Here is a 23,295-nt window from a genome sequence, read left to right on the forward strand (position 1 = left end):
GCCACCGCTCCACGATCGAGATCGAAGGCTTGGAAGGACAGCGCGTTGCACACAGCTGAGAACTGGCGGCCGTTGGAGCTCACCCCCTCGGCCGTCGGCGCCGAGGCGACAGCGGCCGGGCTCGTGGACCACCTCGCCGGGATCGACCTCGCCGAACTGCTGGCGCAGGAGAAGGCGTTGGTCTTCCGCGGCTTCGGAGTCTCCTCGGGGACCTACGACACGGTCGCGGACGCCCTGCTGCCGCAGCGGCTGGCGTACGTCCACGGCAACTCCCCGCGGACCAAGGTCGCCGCCGTCGGCGAGAACGTCTACACGTCCACCGAGTATCCGCCCGAGTACCAGATCTCCCTGCACAACGAAATGTCGTACGCCCACCAGTGGCCCGGGCGCCTGCTGTTCTACTGCGACCGGGCTCCGTCCACCGGCGGCGCCACCCCCGTCGTCGACGGGCAGCTGTGGCTGGAGTCCATCGACCCCGCTGTCCGCGAGGCCTTCGCCGGCGGCGTCCGCTACACCCAGAACCTGCACGGCGGACACGGGCTGGGCAAGAGCTGGCAGGACACCTTCGAGACCGGGGACAGGCAGCAGGTCGAGGCCTTCCTCGACGGCACCGGAGCCGACTGGAAGTGGAAGTCCGACGGAACCCTGTGGATCAGCCAGGTCGGCCCCGGCACCCTGCGCCACCCCGTCACCGGCACCGAGGTGTGGTTCAACCAGGCCGACCAGTTCCACGTCGCCGGCCTGGGGGAGGACGCGGCCCTGCTGATGGAGCTGCTGTCCGAGGACGAGATGCCGCAGTCGGCCTCGTACGCCGACGGCACCCCGATACCCGCCGAGCACATCCTCCATGTCCAGGAAGCGGGCCTCCGCAACGCCGTGGACGTGCACTGGAACGCCGGTGACCTGCTCCTCATCGACAACATCCTGGTCGGCCACGGCCGCCGCCCGTACACCGGGAACCGGCGTGTGCTGGTCGCGATGTCCGACTAGAGGGGTGTCTTGCCGGTCAGGCCGGGCCGACAAGACACCCCCCTAGACCACCGCCCGTCGCGGCCGGGGCCGGGACCAGGACCCCGTTCGCGGAGCCGTGCGTGACCCCTCGGCGCCCCCGTGGCCGAGACCGACGAGCCGAAGCCGACTGAGGAACGAACATGACCGCGAGTGACCGCCCCCGAGACCAGCGCACGGGGCTCGAAGACGTCCTGCCCCTCTCGCCCCTGCAGGAGGGTCTGCTCTTCCACGCGCACTACGACGGCCACGAGCGGGACGTCTACACGGTCCAGCTGGGCATCGACCTCACCGGCCCGCTCGACGCCGGCCGGCTCCGCGCGGCACTTCGCGGCCTGCTTCGGCGCCACCCGCAGCTCCGCGCCGGATTCCGGGTGACCACCTCCGGCAAGACCGTCCAGTTCATCCCCCGCCAGGCGGACCCCGCATGGCGGGACGCCGACCTCACGGCACTGGACCCGGCCGAGCGCCAGGCGGAACTGGACCGGATCGCCGAGCACGAGCGTCTGGCCGGCTTCGACCTCGCCAAGCCCCCGCTGATCCGCCTGGCCCTCGTCCGGCTGGAGCCGGAACTGCACCGGCTCGTCCTGACCAACCACCACATCCTGATGGACGGCTGGTCGGGTCCGCTGGTGCTGCGGGAGCTCCTCGCCCTGTACGAGCACGGCCCCGACAGCGCGGTCCTGCCCCCCGCCGCCCCCTACCGTGCCTTCCTCGGCTGGCTGGCCCGCCAGGACCGGAACATCTCCCTCGAAGCGTGGCGGCAGGCACTCGAAGGCCTGGACGAGCCCACCAGGGTGGCCCCGCCGGCCGGCTCGGACGGCCTCGCGGCGCCCGCCGAACAGATCGCCCTCGAACTCCCCGAGGACCTCAGCGCCGCCCTGCGGCAGCAGGCCCGCGACCACGGCACCACCGTCAGCACCGTGCTCCAGGCAGCCTGGGCGATGCTCCTGGCCAAGCTCACCGGCCGGCAGGACGTCGTCTTCGGCTCCACCGTCTCGGTCCGCCCGCCCGAGATCCCCGGCGTCGAGAGCATGATCGGCCTGTTCATCAACACCGTCCCCGTGCGCGTACGGCTGCACGCCCAGGAGTCCCTGGGCACCCTGCTGACCCGGGTCCGCGACGAGCAGACCGCGCTGATGGACCACCAGTACCTCGGCCTGGCGGACATCCAGAGCCTCGTCGGCGTCGGCGAACTCTTCGACACCTCGGTCGTCTACGAGAACTACCCCGTCGACAGGGACGGCCTCGCCACGACGGTCCGCGGAGTCCGCGTCACCGCCGCCGAAGGCCGCGACGCCACGCACTACGCACTCGGCCTGATCGCCGCCGCCTCCGGCGACCGGCTGGAACTGCGGCTCGAACACCGCCCCGACCTCGTCGACCGTACCGCCGCCGACACCGTCCTGGCCCGCTACCGGCGGATCCTCGAAGCCTTCGCGGCCACCCCCGAGCTGCCCGCCGGGCGGCTGGACGTCCTCGGCGCGGGCGAGCGCCGCCTGCTGCTCGAAACCTTCAACGACACCGGCCAGGACACGCCGCAGACCACCGTCGTCGGCATCCTCCAGGAACAGGCCGCCCGCACCCCCGCCCGCACCGCCGTCGTCTTCGGGGGCGCCGCCACCACCTTCGCCGAGTTCAACGCCGACGCCAACAGGCTGGCCCACCAGCTCCTCGCACGAGGCATCGGCGCCGAGGACGTGGTCGCCCTCGCCCTGCCCCGCTCCCCGCAGAACCTCACCGCCCTCTTCGCCGTGCTGAAGACCGGCGCGGCCTACCTGCCGCTCGACCCCGACGATCCCGCGGACCGCATCGCCACCCTCCTCGGCGACGCCCGGCCCGTCCTGATCCTCACCACCGCCGAACGCGCCGCCGCCCTGCTCCCCACCGACGTCCCCAGCGTCCTCCTGGACGCACCCGAGGTCGTACGCGAGCTGGCGCAGCACCCCGGCACCGACCCCGCGGACGCCGACCGGGTCCACCCGCCGCACCCCGACCACACCGCGTACGTCCACTACACCTCGGGCTCCACCGGCCGGCCCAAGGGCGTCGCCGTGCCCCACCGCGGGCTCGCCGGACTCTTCTTCAGCCACCGGACACAGGTGTACCTCCCCACCGCCGCATCACTGGGCAGGGAGTGCGTCCGCGTCGCCCACACCGCCGCGCTCTCCTCCGACGCGCTCTGGCCCCCGCTGCTGTGGATGCTCGCCGGTCACGAACTCCACCTCATCGAGGACGTGGTGCGCCGCGACGCCGAGGCCCTCGTCGCCTACACCGCCGGCCACGGCATCGACATCGTCGACGTCACCCCCTCCTACGGCCGCCTCCTGGTGGCACAGGACCTCCTGGACGACACCCGGCCGGCCGGCGGCACCTCCCCGGCCGCCGTCATGGTCGGCGGCGAGGCCGTACCCCCGTCCCTCTGGGACCGGCTGCGGGCCGACGCCCCGCTCAGCCACAACTTCTACGGGCCGACCGAGACCACCGTGGACTCCGTCGTGGCCGGCGTGTCGGACGTCGACCAGCCGGTCATCGGCCGACCCGTCGGCGACACGCGGGTGTACGTGCTGGATGCCGGTCTGCGGCTGGTGCCGGTGGGGACGCCGGGTGAGCTGTTTATCGCGGGTTCGGGTGTGGCCCGTGGGTATGTGGGGCGGCCGGGTCTGACGGGTGAGCGGTTCGTCGCGGATCCGTTCGGGGGTGGTGGTGGCCGGATGTACCGGACGGGGGATGTGGTGCGGTGGCGTGCGGACGGGAACCTGGAGTTCCTGGGCCGTGCGGACGATCAGGTGAAGATCCGCGGCTACCGGATCGAGCCGGGCGAGATCGAGTCGGCGCTCTGCCGGCTCGGGGACCTCGCGCAAGCCGCCGTCGTCGTCCACGAGGACGAGGCCACCGGAGATCCGCGCATGGTCGCCTACGTCGTACCGCGCCCCGGACAGCAGGCGGACGTCCACGCCCTTCGGCGCGCGGCTGCCGCGGAACTGCCGCGCCACATGGTTCCGGCCGCGATCGTCGCCCTGGACGTCCTCCCCCTGCTGGCCACCGGCAAGCTCGACCGTGGTGCATTGCCGGTTCCGGAGTTCGGTGCCGGGGGAGTGGGCCGTGGTCCGCGTGGTCCGCAGGAGGAGATCCTGTGCGGGCTGTTCGCCGAGGTCCTGGGTGTCGCTCGGGTGGGTATCGACGACGGGTTCTTCGAGCTGGGCGGTCATTCGCTGTCGGCGACCCGTCTGGTGAGCCGGGTGCGTTCGGCCCTTGCCGTAGAACTTCCCGTTCGCGCCCTGTTCGAGGCGCCGACCGTTGCCGGACTGTCGGCCTGGGTGCGGGAGTCGGGTGTGGCGGCGCGGGCTGCTCTGGTGCCGATGGGACGCCCCGAGGTGGTGCCGTTGTCGTTCGCGCAGCGCCGGCTGTGGTTCCTCAACCGGTTGGAGCAGGGTGATGCCCGGTACAACATGACGTTGTCCCTGCGGCTTTCGGGTGTGCTGGACCGGGGTGCGCTGGGGCTGGCCCTGGCCGATGTGGTGGGCCGGCACGAGAGTCTGCGGACGGTGTTCCCCGAGATCGACGGGGTGCCGCGGCAGGTCGTCCTGGAGGCCGGGTCGGTGTCGCTGGGCTTCGATGTGGTCGAGGTCGACGAGGAAGGTCTCGCCGACGCACTCGCAGGGGTGACGTCCGCCGATTTCGACCTCACCGCGGACCTCCCCATGCGGGCACGTCTCTTCGCACTCGGCGAGGACGAACACGTCCTGGCCGTGGTCACGCACCACATCGCCGGTGACGGTTGGTCGGTGGGTCCGCTGGCGCGGGATCTGGCGGCCGCGTACGGGGCCCGGTGCGCGGGTGAGGTGCCGGTGTGGGCTCCGCTGCCGGTGCAGTACGCGGACTACGCGCTGTGGCAGCGCGAGGTCCTGGGCAGCGAGGACGACCCGGACAGTGCCGTTGCGCAGCAGCTCGCGTTCTGGAAGGGCACGCTCGAAGGCCTGCCGGAGGAGATCTCCCTCCCCGTCGACCGCCCCAGGGAAGCCGCCGAGGCCGCACAGCCCGGCCGCGCGATCCGCTTCGCTCTCGACCCCGAACTCCACCGGGCCATGACCGCACTCGCCCGGACCCGGGGCGCCACCGTCTTCATGGTGCTCCAGGCCGGACTCGCCGCCCTGCTGAGCCGGCTGGGTGCGGGCAGTGACATCCCGATCGGCGCCCCGATCGCGGGCCGTACCGACGATGCCCTCGACGACCTCGTCGGGTTCTTCGTCAACACCCTCGTCCTGCGCACCGACACCGGCGGCGACCCCACCTTCCGCGAACTCCTGGCTCGGGTGCGTGCCACCGACCTGGCGGCGTACGAGAACCAGGACCTGCCGTTCGAACGGCTCGTCGAGGTTCTCAACCCGGCCCGTTCCCTGGCCCGCCACCCGCTGTTCCAGGTCTGGCTGGCCCTCGACAACACCCCCGACCAGACGCTGGACCTGCCCGGCCTCGGCATCGCCATCGAGCCGACCGCCGACTCGCTCTCCAAGTTCGACCTCCTGCTCAGCCTCCGCGAGCGCCACGCCACCGACGGCACACCCGCCGGAATCGAGGGCATCGCCCGCTACAACGCCGCCCTGTTCGACCACGCCACCGTGGAATCGGCCCTGGAGCGCCTGGCCCGCCTGCTGCGGGCCTCCGTCGCCGAGCCCGGCATGCCCATCAGCCAGGCCGACCTCCTCTCCGCGGACGAGCGACACCTGATCCTCAGCGAGTGGAACGACACGGACCGCCCGGCCCCGGCAGAGCTGCTGCCTGCCATGTTCGAGGCACAAGCCGCCCGCACCCCCGAGGCACCCGCCGTGTCCGACGGCGGCACCCTCCTGACGTACGCGGAGCTGGAAGCCCGCGCGAACCGGCTCGCCCACCACCTCATCGGGCTCGGAGCGGGCCCCGAGCAGATCGTCGCGGTCGCCCTGCCGCGTTCCGCGGACCTCATGGTGGCCCTGCTCGCGGTCGCCAAGACAGGGGCGGCCTACCTGCCCATCGACCCGGAGTACCCGGCCGAGCGCATCGCCCTCATGCAGGCCCACACCGCCCCTCGGGTGCTCGTCACGACCGGGGACGCTCCGGCCGGCCCGGCAGGTCCGGCCGGTGCAACGGGCGCTGAGACCCTGGTGCTCGACGACCCCGACGTCCTCGTGCGCCTCACGCGGCAGTCGGCGACTGCCCCCGCGGACGCCGACCGCCTCCGGCCCCTGCACCCGCAGAACCCCGCCTACGTGATCCACACATCCGGGTCCACCGGCACGCCGAAGGGCGTCATGGTCGAGCACGGAGCGCTCGCCGACTACCTGGAGGGCGCCCGCTCCGCATACCCGAGCACCCGCGGGGCGGCCCTGCTGCACTCCTCCGCCTCCTTCGACATGACGGTCACCGCCCTCTACGTGCCGCTGATCTCCGGCGGATGCGTGGTCATCGGCTCCCTCAGGGACGCCGACGCCGGGCAGTCGCCGCACACCGAGCGGTACACCTTCCTCAAGGCCACCCCCAGCCACCTGTCACTGCTGATGGAACTGCCCGAGGAGTACGCCCCGACCGGCGAACTCCTGCTGGCCGGCGAGCCCGTCAACGCGGCCGCCCTCGAAGCCTGGCGGCGCCGCCACCCGGATGTCGCCGTGCGCAACGTCTACGGCCCCACCGAAACCACGGTCAGCGCAACCGAGTACCGACTCGCCCCCGGGGAGCCGGTGGAGGGGCACACGCTGCCCATCGGCCTCCCCCTGGACAACACGCGGGTGTACGTGCTGGATGCCGGTCTGCGGCCGGTGCCGGTGGGGACGCCGGGTGAGCTGTTCATCGCGGGTTCGGGTGTGGCCCGTGGGTATGTGGGGCGGCCGGGTCTGACGGGTGAGCGGTTCGTGGCGGATCCGTTCGGGGGTGGTGGTGGCCGGATGTACCGGACGGGGGATGTGGTGCGGTGGCGTGCGGACGGGAACCTGGAGTTCCTGGGCCGTGCGGACGACCAGGTGAAGATCCGCGGCTACCGGATCGAGCCGGGCGAGATCGAGTCGGCGCTGCTGTCCTGCTCGGGCGTCGCCCAGGCCGCCGTCATGGTCCGCGAGGACCGGCCCGGCGACCGGCGGCTCGTCGCCTACGTCACCGGCGACACGGACGCCAAGGCCCTGCACGGCCAGCGCGTGCGGGCCTCCGTGGCGGCGCTGCTGCCGGAGTACATGGTGCCGGCGGCAGTGGTGGTGCTGGAGGCGCTGCCGTTGACCGTGAACGGCAAGGTCGACCGTGGGGCGTTGCCGGTTGCGGAGTTCGGTGCCGGGGGAGTGGGCCGTGGTCCGCGCGGCCCCCAGGAGGAGATCCTGTGCGGGCTGTTCGCCGAGGTCCTGGGCGTCTCCCAGGTCGGCATCGACGACGGGTTCTTCGAGCTGGGCGGTCATTCGCTGTCGGCGACCCGTCTGGTGAGCCGGGTGCGTTCGGCCCTCGCCGTAGAACTTCCCGTTCGCGCCCTGTTCGAGGCGCCCACGGTCGCCGGACTGTCGGCCTGGGTGCGGGAGTCCGGCGCGGTGGCGCGGGCCGCACTGGTGCCGATGGCGCGCCCCGAGGTGGTGCCGTTGTCGTTCGCACAGCTCCGGCTGTGGTTCCTCAACCGCCTCGACGGCCTGAACCCCGCCTACAACGTGCCGCTCGTGGTCCGCATGTCGGGTGCCCTGGACCGGGGTGCGCTGGGGCTGGCCCTGGCCGATGTGGTGGGCCGGCACGAGAGTCTGCGGACGGTGTTCCCCGAGATCGAGGGGGTGCCGCGGCAGGTCGTGCTGGAGGCCGGTTCGGTCACGTTCGGGTTCGAGGTGGCCGAGGTCGAGGAAGAGGGTCTGGCCGAGGCGTTGGCAGGTGTGACGCGGGCCGGGTTCGACCTGTCGGTCGAGGTTCCCCTTCGGGCCCGGTTGTTCGCGCTGGGCCAGGACGAGCACGTGCTGGCCGTGGTGATGCATCACATTGCCGGTGACGGTTGGTCGGTGGGTCCGCTGGCGCGGGATCTGGCGGCCGCGTATGCGGCCCGGTGCGCGGGTGAGGTGCCGGTGTGGGCTCCGCTGCCGGTGCAGTACGCGGACTACGCGCTGTGGCAGCGCGAGGTCCTGGGCAGCGAGGACGACCCGGACAGTGCCGTTGCGCAACAGCTGGCGTACTGGCAGCAGGCCCTCGACGGCCTCCCGGAGGAGATCTCGCTGCCGGTGGACCGGGTGCGTCCGGTGGTCCCGGGCCACCGCGGCGGCTCCGTGCCGCTCGCGTTGGGCGCGGGTGGTCACCGTGCGCTGCGTGGTCTGGCCCGTGAGGGCGCGGCGAGCATGTTCATGGTGGTCCAGGCCGCGGTGGCGGCCGTGCTGAGCCGGCTGGGTGCGGGCACGGACATCCCGATCGGCGCCCCGATCGCGGGCCGTACCGACGATGCCCTCGACGACCTCGTCGGGTTCTTCGTCAACACCCTCGTCCTGCGCACCGACACCGGCGGCGACCCCACCTTCCGGGAACTCCTGGCCCGGGTGCGTGCCACCGACCTGGCGGCGTACGAGAACCAGGACCTGCCGTTCGAGCGGCTCGTCGAGGTCCTCAACCCGGCCCGTTCCCTGGCACGCAACCCGTTGTTCCAGGTCATGGTCGTACTCCAGAACCAGGAACAGCCCAGCGCGGAGTTCGACGGTCTGCGGGTGCGGGGCGCGGATGCCGGCGGGGTGACGGCCAAGTTCGACCTGTCGTTCCACATGGCCGAGCGGTTCGCCGCGGACGGCAGCGCGGCGGGCATCGAGGGCGTGGTCGAGTACTCCGAGGACCTCTTCGACCGCTCCACGGTCGAGTCGCTGGTCGGACGCCTCGTGCGGCTGCTCGAAGCCGCCGTCGCCGACCCCGACCGGGCCCTGACCCGCCTGGACATCCTCACCCCCGCCGAACGCCACCAACTCCTCACCACCTGGAACGACACCGCAGCCCCGGAGGGCTTCGAGGACGTCATCGCCCGGATCCGCACGGCGGCACGGCGCACCCCCGATGCCGTCGCCGTCACCGACGACCACACCACCCTCACCTACCGCGAACTGATCTCGCGGGCGGACGGAGTCGCGCACTGGCTCCGATCCCGGGGAGCCGGTCCCGAAGCGCGGGTCGCGCTGCTCGCCGAAGCCGGTGCCGACGCCGTCGTCGCCTGCGTCGGCGTCCTGGCCGCCGGAGCGGCGTACGTGCCGCTCGACCCCCGTTCGCCCGCGGCCCGCCTGTCGGAGCTGCTCTCCGATGCCGGTGTCGGCTGGATCCTGGCCGGCCGCGGCCAGGCGGATGCGGCCCGGGACCTCGCCGCCGGCAGCGGCAGCACGCTCGAATCCGTCCTCGTGGCCGACGCCGCGGACGCCGGCACGGACGGGCAGGAGCCCGAGCCGGCACGGCCGCCGCACCCGCAGGACCTCGCCTACGTCATCTACACCTCCGGTTCCACCGGCCGGCCCAAGGGCGCCATGGTCCACCGCGCGGGCCTGGCCAACCACCTCCAGGCCAAGATCGAGGACCTGGCCTTCGAGGACGAGGACTCCCTCGTCCAGAACGCCCCGCTCACCTTCGACGTCTCCGTGTGGCAGATGCTGGCGCCCCTTGCCGTGGGCGGCCGTGTCCGCGCGGTCGGCACCGGCACGGCCGCCGACCCCGCGGCACTCTTCGGGACGGTCGACGACGAGCACATATCGGTCCTGGAAGTGGTCCCCTCGCTGCTGCGCGCGACGCTGGACCAGTGGGACGACGGGCTGCCCGTGCCCGTGCTGCGGAACCTGCGGCACCTGATGGCCACGGGCGAGGACCTGCCGGCCGACCTCTGCCGACGCTGGTTCGAGCGCTTCCCCCACATCCCGATCACCAATGCCTACGGTCCCGCCGAATGCTCCGACGACGTCGCGCACGCCCTGATCACCGCAGGCCCCCTCTCCGACGCGCGGCCCGTTCCCATCGGCTCGCCCGTCCGCAACACCCAACTCCACGTACTGGGTGACAGGCTGGAACTCGTACCGGTCGGAAGCGAAGGCGACCTCTACGTCGGCGGCGTCGGCGTCGGCCGCGGCTACCTCGGCGACCCGGGAAAGACAGCCGCCGCCTTCGTCCCCGACCCCTTCACAGGCACCCCCGGCAGCCGGATGTACCGCACCGGCGACCGTGTCCGCCGTCGCATGGACGGCAGCCTGGAGTTCCTCGGTCGGCAGGACCACCAGGTCAAGATCCGAGGCCGCCGGGTCGAGCTCGGCGAGGTGCAGGCCTGCCTGCGCACCGCCCCGGGCGTGTCCGACGCCGTGGTCCTGCTCGTGCCGACGCCCGAGGGCCGGCCGCAACTGGCCGGCTACGTCGCCGGCAAGGTCGACCCGCAGGCCGTGCGTGCCCATGCCATCGGGCACCTGCCGGAGTTCATGGTGCCGGCGGTGGTGGTGGTGCTGGAGGCGCTGCCGTTGTCGGTGAACGGCAAGGTCGACCGTGGGTCGTTGCCGGTTGCGGAGTTCGGTGCCGGGGGAGTGGGCCGTGGTCCGCGTGGTCCGCAGGAGGAGATCCTGTGCGGGCTGTTCGCCGAGGTGCTGGGTGTCGCTCGGGTGGGTATCGACGACGGGTTCTTCGAGCTGGGCGGTCATTCGCTGTCGGCGACCCGTCTGGTGAGCCGGGTGCGTTCGGTGCTGGGTGTGGAGCTTCCGGTTCGGGCGTTGTTCGAGGCGCCGACCGTTGCCGGGCTGTCCGCGTGGGTGCGGGAGTCGGGTGTGGCGGCGCGGGCTGCTCTGGTGCCGATGGGACGCCCTGAGGTGGTGCCGTTGTCGTTCGCGCAGCGCCGGCTGTGGTTCCTCAACCGGTTGGAGCAGGGTGATGCCCGGTACAACATGACGTTGTCCCTGCGGCTTTCGGGTGTGCTGGACCGGGGTGCGCTGGGGCTGGCGCTGGCTGATGTGGTGGGCCGGCACGAGAGTCTGCGGACGGTGTTCCCCGAGATCGACGGGGTGCCGCGGCAGGTCGTCCTGGAGGCCGGGTCGGTGTCGCTGGGCTTCGATGTGGTCGAGGTCGACGAGGCCGGTCTGGCGGCAGCGCTCGCGGACGTGACGTCGGCCGGGTTCGACCTGACGGCGGACCTCCCCATGCGGGCTCGTCTCTTCGCACTCGGCGAGGACGAGCACGTGCTGGCCGTGGTGATGCATCACATTGCCGGTGACGGTTGGTCGGTGGGTCCGCTGGCGCGGGATCTGGCGGCCGCGTATGCGGCCCGGTGCGCCGGCGGCGAGGTGCCGGTGTGGGCTCCGCTGCCGGTGCAGTACGCGGACTACGCGCTGTGGCAGCGCGAGGTCCTGGGCAGCGAGGACGACCCGCAGAGCGCGGTCTCCCAGCAGCTCGCGTTCTGGAAGGGCGCGCTCGAAGGCCTGCCGGAGGAGATCTCTCTTCCGGTGGACCGGATGCGGCCGTTGGAGCCGAGTCATCGTGGTGGTGCGGTGCCCCTGACGCTGGATGCCGGGACGCATCAGGCGTTGAGCGCTCTGGCACGTGAGGGCGGCGCGAGCATGTTCATGGTGGTGCAGGCCGCCGTGGCGGGCCTGTTGAGCCGACTGGGTTCAGGCACCGACATTCCGATCGGTGCCCCGATCGCGGGCCGCACCGATGATGCGCTGGAGGACCTGGTCGGATTCTTCGTGAACACCCTGGTCCTGCGCACCGACACGAGTGGGAATCCGACGTTCCGTCAGTTGCTGGCCCGGGTGCGGAGCACTGATCTGGCGGCGTACGAGAACCAGGACCTGCCGTTCGAACGGCTCGTCGAGGTCCTCAACCCGGCGCGGTCACTGGCCCGCAATCCGCTGTTCCAGGTGATGGTTGCGTTGCAGAACCTGGAGCGTCCGGTCGTGGAGTTCCAGGGTCTGCGGGTGCGGGGCGCGGATGCCGGCGGGGTGACGGCGAAGTTCGACCTGTCGTTCCACATGGCGGAGCGGTTCGGTGCCGATGGCAGTGCCGCGGGCATCGAGGGTGTGGTGGAGTACTCCGAGGACCTGTTCGACCGGTCCACGGTGGAGTCTCTGGTGGCCCGTCTGGTGCGGCTGTTCGAAGCAGCCGTCGCAGATCCGGACCGGTCGCTGGGCGGCCTGGACATCCTGGCACCCGCCGAACACCGGCAGCTTCTGGCCACTTGGAACGACACCGAGGCAGAGGCCGGTTTCGTGGACGTCGTCGTCCAGGTCCGCGCGGTTGCCGAGCGCACCCCTGATGCGGTCGCGGTCAGCGACGACCATGCCAGTCTCACCTACCGCGAACTGGTGGCCCGGGTCGACGGAGTCGCGCGCTGGCTCCGGTCCCGGGGAGCCGGACCGGAGGCGCGGGTCGCGCTGCTGGCCGAAGCCGGGATCGATGCGATCGTCGCCTTCCTCGGCATCCTGGCCGCCGAAGCCGTGTACGTACCCCTCGATCCCCGCTCGCCGCTCGCCCGCCGGTCGGAACTGCTTTCCGATGCCGGTGTCCGCTGGATCCTGGCCGGTCGCGGCGAAGAGGCCGCGGCCGGTGAACTCGCCGCCGGCGGCGGTGTGGTCGAAGCCGTCCTGGTGGAGAACGCGCGGGTGGACGGGCCGGAGCAGGAGCGGGAAGGGGAGCGTCACCCGCAGGGCCTCGCCTACGTCATCTACACCTCCGGTTCCACCGGCCGGCCCAAGGGCGCCATGGTGCACCGCGCGGGCCTGGCCAACCACCTGCTCGCCAAGATCGAGGACCTCGGCCTCACGCACGAGGACTCTCTCGTCCAGAACGCCCCTCTCACCTTCGACGTCTCCGTGTGGCAGATGCTGGCGCCCCTTGCCGTGGGCGGCCGTGTCCGCGCGGTCGGCACCGGCATGGCCGCCGACCCCGCGGCACTCTTCGGGACGGTCGACGACGAGCACATATCGGTCCTGGAAGTGGTCCCCTCGCTGCTGCGGGCAACGCTGGACCAGTGGGACGACGGGCTGCCCGTGCCCGTGCTGCGGAACCTGCGGCACCTGATGGCCACGGGCGAGGACCTGCCGGCCGACCTCTGCCGACGCTGGTTCGAGCGCTTCCCCCACATCCCGATCACCAATGCCTACGGTCCCGCCGAATGCTCCGACGACGTCGCGCACGCCCTGATCGGGCCCGCTGCCCTGCGGGACGGACGGCCGGTCCCGATCGGATCGCCCGTGCGCAACACCCAGCTCCATGTGCTGGGTGACGGGCTGGAGGTCCTGCCGGTCGGTGTCGAGGGCGACCTCTACGTCGGCGGTGCCGGCGTCGGCCGCGGCTACCTCGGCGACCCGGCGAAGACGGCGACCGCGTTCCTGCCGGACCCGTTCTCCATGACTCCCGGCAGCCGTCTCTACCGCACGGGTGACCGCGTCCGGCGTCGTGCGGACGGTCAGCTCGAATTCCTCGGACGACAGGACCACCAGGTCAAGATCCGCGGGCGTCGTGTCGAACTCGGAGAGATCCAGGCCGCCCTGCGTACCGCCGCCGGGGTCTCGGACGCCGTGGTCGTGCTCCTGCCGGCCCCCGAGGGACAGCCGCAGCTGGTCGGCTACGTGGCGGGAGCCGCCGACCCGCAGGCAGTACGCGCCCACGCCGTACGTCTCCTGCCGGAGTTCATGGTGCCGGCGGTCGTCGTGGTGCTGGACGTGCTGCCGCTGTCGGCCAACGGCAAGGTGGACCGTGCCGCGCTGCCGGCGCCGGAGCAGCGGGTCTCCGTCTCGCGGGCTCCCCGCGGCCGCCGCGAAGAGGTGCTGAGCGGCCTGTTCGCCGAGGTCCTGGGCCTGCCCCGGGTCGGCGTCGACGACGGGTTCTTCGCCCTCGGCGGCGACAGCATCATCGCCATCCAGCTGGTGAGCCGGGCCCGCCGGGCCGGTGTGATCATTTCCCCGAGGGATGTCTTCCGCCACCAGACCGTGGCCCAGCTGGCCCTGTTCGCCACCAACGAGGAGGAGCACGACCAGGCGCGGGAGAGGGAAGAACCCACCGTCGCCGGCGGGCAGGCGTTCCCCACTCCGATCACCGAGTGGCTGCGGGAGACCGGTGGACCGGTGTCCGCATTCAACCAGTCGATGCTGCTCACCGTCCCGGCGGCCCCCGACGAGGACGTATGGCTGACCACCCTGCGTGCGGTCGCGGAGCGGCACGAAGTGCTGCGTGCCCGGCTGCACCGGTCCACCGAGGACTGGCGCCTGGCCATCGCGCCCGCCGCCGGGTTCGACGTCCGGTCCTGGCTGCACCGGGTGGACATCGCCTCCGTGCCACCGGCCGACCTGGACCGGGTCGTGCGCGACGCGGCCGTCGCGGCCGTCGGCCGGCTGGACCCCGACGCGGGGACCATGACCCAGCTGGTGTGGTTCGATGCGGGCAGCGGATCCCCTGGCAGGCTGCTGTGGATCGTGCACCACCTGGCCGTGGACGTGGTGTCCTGGCGGATCCTGGTGCCGGATCTCCGGGCCGCTTTCGAAGCGGCATCGGCCGGCGAACCGGCACGGCTCGCCCCGGTGGGCACCTCCTTCCGGCGCTGGTCGCAGGAGCTGCACGGGGAAGCCCGCCGCAGTGCGCGTACCGCCGAACTGGAGCGGTGGTCGGCGCGGCTCGCGCCCGGCGAACTGCCGCTCGGCGCCGCACCCGACCCCGCGCGGGACACGTACGACACCGCCGTCACCTTCACCCTGGAGCTGCCGGAGGAGGAGACCGCGCAGCTGCTGGCCGCCGTACCGGTCGCCTTCCGCGCCGGCATCGACGAGGCACTGCTCGCCACCCTCGCGCTGGCCGTCGGCGAGTGGCGGGACCGGCGCGGCCACGGCCGCGACACCGCCGTGCTCGTGGACATCGAAGGACACGGGCGGGAGGACATCGTCCCCGGGGCGGACCTCTCCCGGACCGCCGGGTGGTTCACCAGCCTGTACCCGGTCCGGCTCGACCCGGCCGTCGACACGGCCGACGCATGGGCGGGCGGTCCCGCCGTCGGACAGGCCCTGAAGCACACGAAGGAGCAGCTGCGGGCCATGCCCGACCACGGCATCGGCTTCGGACTGCTCCGGTACCTGAACCCGCGCACCGCGCCCCTGCTGGCCGGACTCGCACGGCCCTCCATCGGCTTCAACTACCTGGGTGCCCGCGGGGCCGGTTCCGGCGGGGCATCCGTCTGGTCCGCGGCCACCGACCTCAGGGTGGAAGTCCCGGTCAGGGACGCCAAGGCACCTTTCGCGCACAGCCTGGAGATCAACGCGGCCACGCGGGCGACCGCCGACGGAGTACGGCTGGGCGCCGCGCTCTCCTGGCCGGAGGAACTGTTCACCACGGAGGAGATCGCCGCCCTCGCCGACCTGTGGCTCCAGGCGCTCGCGTCCCTGGCGGCGCATGCCGCCACCCCGACCGCCGGCGGCCTCACCCCGTCCGACCTCCCTCTCGTCGACCTCAGCCAGGCGGAGATCGACGCGCTTGAGGCGGGCGGGCCGAGCGTGGAGGACGTACTCCCGCTGTCCCCCCTCCAGGAGGGACTGCTGTTCCACTCCCTGGTCGCGGAGGACGAGGACGACGTCTACGCGCTGCAGCTTTCCGCCGACGTGGAAGGAGCCTTCGAGAGCGAGGCACTGCGGGCCGCCGCCCGCACGCTGCTGCGCCGCCACCCCAACCTCCGGGCCGGGTTCCGGCACCAGCCGTCCGGCCGTGCCGTCCAGGTCGTACCGCGCCATGCCGAACCGCAGTGGCGGGAACGGGACCTCAGCGGCCTGCACGGCGACGAACTGCGCACGATGCTTGAGGAGTTGCTGGAGGAGGAGCGGACCCGCAAGTTCGACCTCGCGGCGCCACCGCTGCTGCGGTTCATGGTGATCCGGCTGAGCGGGGGCCGCCACCGCGTGGTGATCACCCACCACCACATCCTGCTCGACGGCTGGTCCATGCCGTTGTTCCTGGGCCAGCTGCGCGAGCTGTACGGGCTGGCCGGCGACGACTCGACCCTCCCGCCCGTGACGCCGTACCGCTACTACCTGGAATGGCTGTCCGAGCGGGGACAGGAGGAGAGCCTGGAGGCATGGCGGAAGGAACTCGCCGGCCTCGACGAGCCGACGCGCGTGACCGCCGCCGAGCTGCGCCGCGTACCCGTGATGCCGCAGTGGCTCACGGCGGACCTTCCCGCCGACCTGTACGGCGCCCTGCGGAAGCGGGCGGCCGAGCTCGGCGTCACGCTGAACAGCGTGGTCCAGCTGGCCTGGGCGGTCCTGCTCGGCAAACTCACCGGCCGCGAGGACGTCGTGTTCGGCACGACCGTCAGCGGCCGGCCGCCGGAGATCCCCGGCATCGAGTCCATGATCGGCCTGTTCATCAACACCATCCCGGTGCGGGTCCGGCTCGACCACGCCGAGAGCTGGGCGCACGCAGTGGCCCGCGTCCAGGACGAGCAGGCCGCGATGACCGGCCACCACCACGTCGGACTCGCGGAGATCCACCAACTGACCGGCCTGGGCGAGCTCTTCGACTCCCTCGTGGTGTTCGAGAACTACCCGGTCGACGTCACCCGGACGGACACCGACGGCGCCCGCACCGTGGGCTCCCTGGCCAAGGACGCCGCCCACTACCCGCTCACCCTGGTGGCCGCGCTCACCGGAGACGGACTGCGGCTGCGCCTCAACCACCGTCCCGACGTGATCGACCCGGCCTTCGCGGAGCGACTCCTCGGCTGGTTCCGGCAGGTGCTGCACACGCTCGCCGACGACCCCCACCTGCCGGTCGGCCGGAGCGACCTCGCCGGACCCGAGGAGCGCCTGCAGCTGCTCACCGCATGGGGGGCCGGAGCGGAGCCCCACGACCTGGACGACGCGACGCTCGTCGGGCGCTTCGCCCGCGTGGTGGAACGACAGCCCGACGCGGTGGCCGTACGGACCGGAACACGGGAGGTCACCTACGCGGAGCTGGACGCCCTCGCGAACCGGGTGGCCCACGATCTGGTCGCCGCCGGAGCCGTCCCCGAGAGCAGGGTCGCGGTGCTGTTCGACCGCTCCCTGGACCTGCTGGCCGCCGTCCTCGGCACGCTCAAGGCCGGCTCCGCCTACGTGCCGCTGGACCCGGAGAGCCCCGCAGCCCGCTGGACGTCCATGACCGGCCGCAGCGGCTCCACCCTGCTGCTCACCGGTCCGGACCGGGCGGAGCACCTGCGCGGCCTGCCGGACCTGCCGGCCAGGGTGCTCGTCGTCGACACCGGCCGCGGCGCCGACGCGCTGTGCGCGACGGCCCCCGCCGTGCCCATGGCACCGGACCGGCTCGCCTACATGATGTTCACGTCCGGTTCCACGGGAATCCCCAAGGGCGTCGCGGTGACCCACCGCAACGTCGTCAACTTCGTCGCCGACGCCGGATGGGGCGAAGCCGCCACGGAGCGGGTGCTGTTCCATTCGCTGCACGTCTGGGACCCGGTGGCCGTGGAATGGTGGGTGCCGCTGCTCCTCGGCGGGACCGTGGTCGTGGCGCCCCCCGGGCGGCTGGACCTGGCGGAACTCGGCGAGCTGATCACGCGCGAGCGGATCACCGGGCTGTGGCTTTCCGCGGGACTCTTCCGCCTGCTGGCCGAGGAGAACCCGGCCTGCCTGGCCGGCGTCCACGAGATCCGCACCGGTGGAGACGTGGTCTCCGCGACCGCGGTCCGCAAGGTGCTGGACGCCTGCCCCCGAACCGTGGTGATCAACGGCTACGGTCCGACGGAGGCGACCGTGCTCGCCGCCAGGTACGCGATGCGCAGCGGCGACACGGTTCCCGACTCCGTGCCGATCGGGCGGCCGTGGGGCGGAACCCGGCTGTACGCCCTCGACGGACAGCTCAGGCCGGTACCGGCCGGGGTCACCGGGGAGCTGTACATCGCGGGCGCCGGTGTGGTCCGCGGCTACCACGGCGACGCCGCGTACTCGGCCGTGCGGTTCGTGGCCGACCCGTACGGGCCTGCCGGCGCACGGATGTACCGCACCGGCGACCTGGTGAGGTGGCGTTCCGACGGCACGCTGGAATTCATCGGCCGCGGCGACTCCCAGTTCAAACTGCGCGGCTTCCGGATCGAACCCGCCGAGATCGAGGCGGCGCTGGCCGCGCTGCCCGGCGTCGCCACGGCCCTGGTCACCCTCCGGGACGACCGGCCCGGCGGCCGGAGGCTCGTCGCCTACCTCACGGCGCAGCCGGGAGCCGGAGCCCCGCAGCCCGAGCGGCTGTCCGCCGCGCTGGCGCAGAGCCTGCCGGCGCACATGGTCCCCTCGGCCTTCGTCATGCTGGACACCCTCCCGCTGACCGCCGCCGGAAAGGTGGACCGGGCGGCCCTGCCCGCCCCCGGCCAGGCAGCCCCGCAGGGCCGCGCACCGCGGTCCGAACGGGAGGCGCTGGCGTGCACGATGTTCGCCGAGACGCTCGGAGTGCCCGAAGTCGGCATCGACGACAACTTCTTCGAGCTGGGCGGGGACTCGCTCCGCGCCGCGTCGCTGCTGGCCCGGCTGCGGGCGCACGTCGACCCCCGGCTCACCATCGCCATGCTCTTCGAGGCGCCCACCGTTGCCGGGCTCCTGGACCGCGCCGCGTCCCCGGACACGGGTGACGGGCTGGGGATCGTCCTCCCGCTGCGCACCGGCGGGGACGAGCCTGCGCTGTTCTGCTTCCCCGCCGGCGGCGGGCTCGGCTGGCGGTACACGGAGCTGCTGCACCACCTCCCGGACGGGCGGCCGCTGTACGCCCTGCAGGCCCCGGCGTACAGCCGGCCGGGCGAGCACGCCTCGTCCGTCACCGAGCTGGCGGCGCTCTATCTGCGCCACCTCCGCGCCGTGCAGCCGCAGGGCCCGTACCACCTGCTCGGCTGGTCCTTCGGCGGGCAGCTCGCCCACACGGTGGCCGGACTGCTCAGGGCCGAAGGCCAGGACGTCGCGCTGCTCGCCGTGCTCGACTCCTACCCGGCCGCGGAAGCGGCACCGGCGGAGCGTCCGGCGGAGCACGATGTCCTGCACGCCCTGCTCGAAGCGGTCGAGCTGGACCCTGCGCAGGCAGCGGGCGGACCGCTCACGGTCGAGACGGCCGCCGTACTGCTGCGCCGGAGCGAACTGCCGATGGCCGGGCTCATCGAGCGCCACCTGGCGACCCTCGTCGAGACCTATCGCAACAACGTGGCGCTCCAGGGTGCGCACAGGCCGGCTTCCTTCGACGGGGACATGCTCCTCTTCGTGGCCGCGGGCGAAGCGCACCCCGGCAGCGCCGACGACTGGAAGCCGTACGTCGGCGGGACCGTCACCGCCCACGCCGTCCCCTGCGAGCACCGCGACATGCTGGGGCGCAATGCGCTCCGGCAGATCTCCGCCTCGCTCAACGCCGCGCTGCGGCCGCGGCCCGCCCGCGCATGACCACCGAGGAGAACACGGTGAAGGAGCTGTACGAAATCGGGGAGATCCCCCCGCTGGGGCACGTCCCCAGCCGCATGTACGCGGCGGTCATCCGTCCCGAGCGCTACGGACCGCCGTCCCAGGCCATCCAGCTGGAGACCGTACCGGTCCCCAAGGCGGGACGCGGCCAGGTCGTGATCATGATGATGGCCTCGGGGGTCAACTACAACGGCGTGTGGGCCGGACTCGGTACCCCGGCCGACGTCATCGCCGCCCGCCGCAAGCAAGGTGATCCCGACAACTTCCACATCGCGGGCTCCGAGGGGTCCGGTGTGGTCTGGGCCGTGGGCGAGGGGGTCCGTCAGCTCCGGGTCGGCGACCACGTCATCGTCGGCGGCGTCTGCTGGGACGAGTCGGCGCCCGACATCCGCCTCGGCGTCGACCCCACCGCCTCGCGTTCGCAGCGCGCCTGGGGCTACGAGCTGAACCACGGATCCTTCGCCCAGTTCACGGTCGCCGACGAGTACCAGTGCCACCTGAAGCCGGCACATCTGACCTGGGAGGAGGCGGGCTGCTTCCTCGCCGGGGGATCCACCTCCTACCGCCAGCTGTGCGGATGGGCGCCCAACGTGGTCCGCCCCGGCGACCCGGTCCTGATCTGGGGCGGGTCGGGCGGCCTGGGCTCGATGGCGATACAGATCGTCAGGCACTTCGCGGGCATCCCCATCGCGGTGGTCTCCGACGAGGCCAAAGCGGAGTACTGCCTCAAGCTCGGGGCCCAGGGCGTCATCAACCGCAGCGAGTTCACCCACTGGGGCCGGCTGCCGGACTCCGACGACACCGAGGCGTACCAGGCCTGGCTCGACGGCGCCCGAGCCTTCGGCCGCGCCTTCTGGGACGCCCTCGGTGAGCGCCGCTCGCCCCGCATCGTCCTCGAACACCCGGGCGCGGACACCCTCCCGACCTCCGTCTACCTGTGTGACCACGCGGGAATGGTCGTCACCTGCGCGGGGACCAGCGGCTACAACGGCGATTTCGACCTGCGCTACCTGTGGATGTTCCAGAAGAGGCTCCAGGGGTCGCACGCCGCGAACGTCCAGGAGACCAAGGCGATCATCGACCTGGTGGGGTCGGGCCGGATCGATCCGTGCCTCAGCAGCACCCTCCCGTTCCGGGACATCGCGCACGCACACCAGCTCGTCTACGAGAACCGCCACCCCGCCGGGAACATGGCCGTCCTCGTCAACGCCCCCACCGCCGGCCTGACCGGCCTGCCGGCGTGACGCCCGGCGCACCCTTCTTCCGTTCCGATCAAGGAGTAACGTCATGAGCAACCCGTTCGAGAACCCCGAGGGCACCTACCTGGTCCTGGTCAACCACGAGGGCCAGCACTCCCTGTGGCCGGACTTCGCCGAGGTCCCGGACGGCTGGGACGTGGCCAAGTCGGCCGACACCCGCCAGGCCTGCCTCGACCACATCGAGCAGAACTGGACGGACATGCGTCCCAAGAGCCTCATCGCGGCGATGGGCGGCTGAGGGGCATGTCTGCCGAGCTTCTGACGAAGTTCCTGCTGTGCGCGGTCACGATGATCGTCGTGTGCCGGCTGCTCACCGCGGTCCTGGCCCGGCTGAACCAGCCGCCCGTGGTCGCGGAGATGCTCACCGGTATCGCGCTCGGCCCCTCGCTGTTCGGCCTGCTGCTGCCGGACGCCCAGAAGTGGATGTTCCCGGACCAGTCGCGTCCGGTCCTGTACGCCCTGGGCCAGATGGGCATCGCCTTCTACATGTTCCTCGTGGGACTGGAGTTCAGCAGCTCGCTGTCCAAGGGCGGCGGACTGCTCCGGCGGTGCCTGTCCGTCTCCCTGGCGGGCATCTCGGTGCCCTTCGTCCTCGGAATCGGTGTCACCGCCTGGCTGTTCAGCAGCCGGCCGGACATGGTGCCCGAGGCCGGCAGCACCTCGGGCGTGTTCTACATCGGCATCGTCGTCTCCATCACGGCGCTGCCCATGCTGGCCCGCATCATCGAGGAGCGCGGCCTGCTCGGCTCGCGGACCGGCACGATCGCCCTGGGTGCGGGCGCCATCGACGACGTCGTGGCCTGGCTGGGCATCGGCCTTATACTCACCCTCACGGCGTCCGGTGCGGTCAGCCCCCTCGTCACCGCCCTGGGCTTCGCGGTCTTCGCAGCCCTCCTGTTCGGCGTGGTACGCCCGGCCGTGCGGCACTACCTCGCCCGGTCCGAAGACCGGCAGGACACCGCCACCGGCTTCCTCACCCTGGTCTGCGCCCTGCTGTTCGCCGCGTGCGCGGTCACCGAGTTCCTCGGCCTCCACGTGGTGATCGGTGCCTTCGCACTCGGCCTGGCCTTCCCCAAGAGCGAGGCGCTGTCCCGGTGGACGGCGACCGTGCGGCCCTTCGCCGTCGGGGTGCTGCTGCCCTTCTACTTCGTCTACACCGGCCTGCGCACCGACATCCAACTCCTGGGCTCCGTCGCCATGGTGAGCGGGGTGCTGTTCTTCCTGGCCGCGTCCGTGCTCGGCAAGCTCGGAGCCTGCACGGCCGCCCAGTTGTGGCACGACCGGGACTGGGCGCAGGCGGCCCAGGTCGGCGTGCTGATGAATACGCGCGGCCTGATCCAGCTCGTCGCCCTCAACATCGGCCTGGAGGCCGGCCTGCTCACCAGCACCGTGTTCGCCCAGCTGGTCGTCGTGGCCGTGGTCACCACCGTCATGACGAGCCCCGGCCTGAGCCTGATCGAGAAGCTGCAGCGCAAGCGGCGGGCGAAGGAAGTGCCGACCGCCGCCCCGGACGCCGTACGCGTCCCGTGACCCACCTGAACCCATCCTGCTGAAAGGCATGAAGATGACCACCACCTCCCCCCGCGAAGCACTGGCGACGAACGGATTCGCCGGACCGTTCCCGCGCTTCGCCTCCGAGGACACCATCGGAGAACTCCGCGAGTTCTTCCGCGACGTGCTCGACAACCAGCCGCTCCACCCGCTGTACGACCGGTACTCGGTCCGTGACTGGCACCTCGTCAACGAGAAGGTGCGCGAACTCCTGACCGCACCCGAGCTGATCAAGTCGCTGGAGGAGGCCACCGGGGCGGACTCCCTCGTCCTGTGGCGCAGCAAGCTCTTCGAGAAGTTCCCCGGCGACGGCGCGATCGACTGGCACCAGGAGTACGGGTACTTCGACGGCGAGGAGATCGGCGGCCACCGGCCCGCGCTCTTCCCGATGAACCCGTCGAGCCAGTGGGGCTGGACGCTCTGGCTGCCGCTGACCGACGTCTCCGACGACGACGGGGTGATGGAGTTCGTCAAGGGCTCGCAGCGCTCGGCCTACCCCAAGCGGATGGTCACCCTCACCGAGTCGGGTGCCTACGTCGACCCGCGCAACCGCATCAAGTCCAAGGAGGAGCTGCTCACCCGGGCCAAGAACAACAGCCTGATCCTCGACATCGACACCCGGCGGGTGTTCGACGGCGTGGACCCGGACCAGCACTCGCTCGACGACCTCTTCGACCTCCTGACCGAGCGCTGCGCCAGCCTGCTCGCCGTGGTCACCGAGCCCTTCGAGGTCCGCCCCGGGGACACCGAGACCATGCCGATGAACGCGGGCGAGTACATCATCTTCAGCGAGCGCTGCATGCACCGCTCCCGCGCCTCCAAGCCGGATGCGAAGCTCCGGCTCGCCGTGAACGCGCGATACACGCTGGGCGACACCTGGGTCTACCCGCAGCGCGCCACGGGCGACACCTACGACGGGTCGAACCTCGACATCAGCCGGCACAAGTGCATCCCGGTGCTGGGCGAAGGCTTCAACCCGGCCAACACCTACCTCTGACCGACCGGTTCCACCACCCACCACCCACCACCCACCAGCCGCCACCCACGACACCCCGACCCGGTACGCCCGGGCCGGGGTGTCCGGCCGTGCC

At 72.0% G+C, this 23,295-nt stretch carries 6 protein-coding genes; all 6 read left to right on the plus strand.

Going from position 1 to position 23,295, the window contains the following annotated elements:
• The first annotated feature begins 45 nt into the window (after positions 1-45).
• The 6 genes from ACFY0D_RS32595 (at position 46) to ACFY0D_RS32620 (ending at position 23,201) form a co-directional block, all read left to right on the plus strand.
• Positions 46-990: a TauD/TfdA family dioxygenase gene (locus ACFY0D_RS32595; protein WP_390801556.1), complete on the plus strand. Its 945-nt coding sequence runs from the start codon at positions 46-48 to the stop codon at positions 988-990.
• A 161-nt stretch (positions 991-1,151) separates the two neighbouring features.
• The gene (locus ACFY0D_RS32600; RefSeq protein ID WP_390801557.1) at positions 1,152-19,376 is read left to right on the plus strand and encodes a non-ribosomal peptide synthase/polyketide synthase; all 18,225 of its coding nucleotides are present in this window, start codon (positions 1,152-1,154) and stop codon (positions 19,374-19,376) included.
• The gene (ccrA, locus tag ACFY0D_RS32605) at positions 19,373-20,638 is read left to right on the plus strand and encodes a crotonyl-CoA carboxylase/reductase (protein ID WP_390801558.1); all 1,266 of its coding nucleotides are present in this window, start codon (positions 19,373-19,375) and stop codon (positions 20,636-20,638) included. Before ACFY0D_RS32600 ends, ccrA begins: the two co-directional genes overlap by 4 nt.
• A gap of 43 nt (positions 20,639-20,681) precedes the next feature.
• Complete coding sequence (locus tag ACFY0D_RS32610) at positions 20,682-20,891, plus strand: MbtH family protein (RefSeq protein WP_390801559.1); 210 nt, start codon at positions 20,682-20,684, stop codon at positions 20,889-20,891.
• A 5-nt stretch (positions 20,892-20,896) separates the two neighbouring features.
• Positions 20,897-22,183 carry a cation:proton antiporter gene (locus tag ACFY0D_RS32615; protein WP_390801560.1) on the plus strand — a complete coding sequence of 429 codons (1,287 nt, stop codon included), beginning with the start codon at positions 20,897-20,899 and terminating at the stop codon, positions 22,181-22,183.
• A gap of 34 nt (positions 22,184-22,217) precedes the next feature.
• A complete protein-coding gene (locus tag ACFY0D_RS32620; protein ID WP_390801561.1) occupies positions 22,218-23,201 on the plus strand; it encodes a phytanoyl-CoA dioxygenase family protein in 984 nt (327 codons plus the stop codon).
• The last annotated feature ends 94 nt before the right edge of the window (positions 23,202-23,295 follow it).

Source organism: Streptomyces sp. NPDC001502 (assembly GCF_042894785.1).
GTDB lineage: Bacteria > Actinomycetota > Actinomycetes > Streptomycetales > Streptomycetaceae > Streptomyces > Streptomyces kutzneri.